The organism is Pseudomonas sp. MWU16-30316 (assembly GCF_020515645.1).
GTDB lineage: Bacteria > Pseudomonadota > Gammaproteobacteria > Pseudomonadales > Pseudomonadaceae > Aquipseudomonas > Aquipseudomonas cerasi.
The window spans coordinates 13,149-16,188 of record NZ_JAIZAZ010000005.1; the positions used below are offsets into that span (position 1 = coordinate 13,149).

Annotated in this window: 2 protein-coding genes; both read left to right on the forward strand. The window is 58.5% G+C overall.

Annotated features, from left to right (window positions below):
* The first annotated feature begins 59 nt into the window (after positions 1-59).
* Positions 60-1,121, forward strand: coding sequence for a TauD/TfdA family dioxygenase (locus LCH65_RS17165; RefSeq protein ID WP_003433909.1), 1,062 nt, complete (start codon positions 60-62; stop codon positions 1,119-1,121).
* Between the two features lie 80 nt (positions 1,122-1,201).
* On the forward strand, positions 1,202-2,902 hold the full coding sequence (syrD, locus tag LCH65_RS17170) for a cyclic peptide syringomycin export ABC transporter SyrD (protein WP_003433908.1): 1,701 nt from the start codon (positions 1,202-1,204) through the stop codon (positions 2,900-2,902).
* Positions 2,903-3,040: the final 138 nt, after the last annotated feature.

Here is a 3,040-nt window from a genome sequence, read left to right on the forward strand (position 1 = left end):
TACTGGTCTGGCTCCATACAAAAAGTGGATGTGAAGGGCTGAGGTCCAGGAGTTTGTTCATGAGTCTTCAAGCTAACACTGCGCCCGTTTTCGCTGATGAACAGCAAACGGATGCGCCAACCTGGCCTGACAGGGCCGCTGACCCGTCGGTGCGGTTGTCCTTGCTGGCTACCGGTACCCGTTTGCCTGTGGTGATCGAGCCAACAGTTGACGGACTGGATCCGGTGCTGTGGGCCAGCGCCCGGCGCGAAGCGATCGAGACGCTGCTGTGCCGTCACGGCGCGGTCTTGTTTCGGGGATTTGATCTGCCTTCGGTCGCTGCCTTCGAAGGCTTTGCAGAGGCGCTTTCACCTGGCCTGCACGGCGCGTACGGCGACCTTCCGAAAAAGGAAGGCGGGCGCAATGTCTATCGCTCAACGCCGTATCCAGAGCGCGAGATGATCCTTTATCACAACGAGAGTTCGCACCTGGAAAGCTGGCCACGCAAGCAATTTTTCTTTTGCGAGCAGCCATCGCGGGTGGGTGGAGCAACGCCGCTGGCGGATATCCGTCAAGTGCTCGCGTACCTGCCGCAAGAGGTGGTCGAGCGCTTCGAGAGCAAAGGTCTGCTTTACAGCCGGACCTTCACCGCCGGTGTCGAGCCGAGCTGGGAATCGTTCTTCGGCACGTCCGAACGCAGCGTTATCGAGCAGCGTTGCCGCGAGCAAGGTACAGACTTCGAGTGGCTTGACGGCGACACCCTGCAGCTGCGCACCCAGTGCCCGGCAGTGATCACCCATCCCTTCACGGGCGAGCGTTGTTTCTTCAATCAGGTGCAATTGCATCACCCGTATTGCATGGGCGAGGAACTGCGTGAGGACCTGCTCGACATGTTCGGCCCCGAGCGCCTGCCACGGTTGGTCAGCTATGGCGACGGCTCAGCCATCGAGGACTCGGTGATGGCCTTGATCGGTAAAGCCTACGAGGCTTGCGCTGTGCGTTTCGACTGGCGCAAGGGTGATGTGGTGATGCTTGACAACATGCTTGCCGCACACGCCCGTGACCCTTATGAGGAACCCCGGCTGATCGTTGTCGCCATGGGCGAAATGACCGCTCGCGGCGACGTTTGGCAACCGGCCTGAATGACCGACATCCCGTTATCAAGCCAGGACTTTCAACCACCGGCGCCCGCGCTGGCTAATGAATTCAAGGGCAGCAGCTAATGAAAACCAAGCAAGAAAAGAAGGCCAGACCAGGCTCGATCATGCGTCTGTTGTGGAGCAGCCATCCCTGGCTGACGTTCTTTACGCTGCTGACCGGGCTCATCAGCGGCGTTGCGTCCATTGCCGTGGTCAATGTGATCAACCAGGCGATTCACGAGGAGACCTTTCAGCGTGAGTCGTTGTTCTGGTTCGTTGGCCTGAGCCTGGTTGCCCTGGTTTTCCGCAACGGTGCGTCGCTGTTTCCGGCCTACGCCAGCATGCGCATCATGACCCGTATGCGCATCGCCCTGTGCCGCAAGATCCTCGGCACGCCGCTTGAGGAAATCGACCGCCGTGGTGCGCCGAATGTGCTGACCCTGCTGACCAGTGATATGCCGCAACTCAACGCTACGCTGTTGGTCATGCCAACGATCCTGGTGGAGTCGGCGGTGTTCCTGTTCGGTATTGCCTACCTGGCCTACCTGTCCTGGGTGGTGTTTGCAATAACCATCTCGCTGATGGTGCTGGGCGTTGCAATGTACATGCTGTTTTTCATGGGTGGCATGAAGTTCACCCACAAGGTGCGCGACGAGTTCACGGCCTTCAACGAATACACACACGCGCTGGTGTTCGGCCTCAAGGAACTGAAACTCAACGGTATTCGCCGCCGCTGGTTCAGCCGCTCGGCCATCCAGGAGTCTTCGGTGCGGGTCGCGAAGTACAACTACATTGAACGGCTCTGGTTCACTGGCGCCGAAAACGTTGGCCAGTTGACCCTGTCGTTGCTGGTCGGCTGCCTGCTGTTCGTTGCGCCGATGTTCGCTGTTATCGATGCCAGGACCATGAGTGCCAGTGTGTTGGCGGTGCTGTACATCATGGGCCCGCTGGTAATGCTGGTCAGCGCCATGCCGATGCTGGCCCAGGGACGTATTGCCTGCACGCGCCTGGCGGATTTCGGTTTCTCCATCAACGAACCGCACCCAGAACCGGAAACCAGCGATGCCGACAATGTGCTGCTCCTCGATCACAAGAAGTCATGGGGCAGTATCCAGCTGAAGAACGTACACATGAACTACAAGGACCCGCAGAGCAGTTCCGGTTTTGCCTTGGGACCTATCGACCTGACGATCCACTCCGGTGAACTGGTCTACATCGTCGGCGGCAACGGTTGTGGCAAAAGCACCCTGGCCAAAGTGTTTTGCGGCCTGTACATCCCGCAAGAGGGTCAACTACTGCTCGACGGTACGGCGGTCACAGACGACTCGCGCGGCAACTATCGCGATCTGTTCTCGGCGGTGTTCTCTGACTTCCATGTGTTCAACCGATTGATAGGTCCTGACGAGAAAGAACATCCCAGTACCGATCAGGCGCAGAAATACCTGTCGACTCTGGGCCTGGAAGAAAAGGTCAAGATCGAGGGACTTGGTTACTCGACCACCACGGACTTGTCGTACGGCCAGCAGAAACGCCTGGCACTGGTTTGCGCCTACCTGGAGGACCGTCCGATTTACCTGCTGGACGAGTGGGCCGCCGACCAGGACCCGCCGTTCAAGCGTTTCTTTTACGAGGAATTGCTGCCGGACCTCAAACGTCGCGGCAAGACGATCCTGATCATTACTCACGACGATCAGTACTTCCAGTTGGCCGACCGCATCATCAAGTTGGCCGACGGTTGCATCGTCTCCGACGTGAAGTGCGAGGTCCAGGGCAAGCGCGCCTGAACTCAAGCGCAGTCCAAATTCCCAGGGATGGTCCTTCACAAAACTGCATGAAGCAGGCTCGTCCCTGGCTCCGAATCGACTACCGGTTATCGCTGCCTTTTGTATGCGGCCAGGCCGACCCTTTGCGAGAAGAAATGT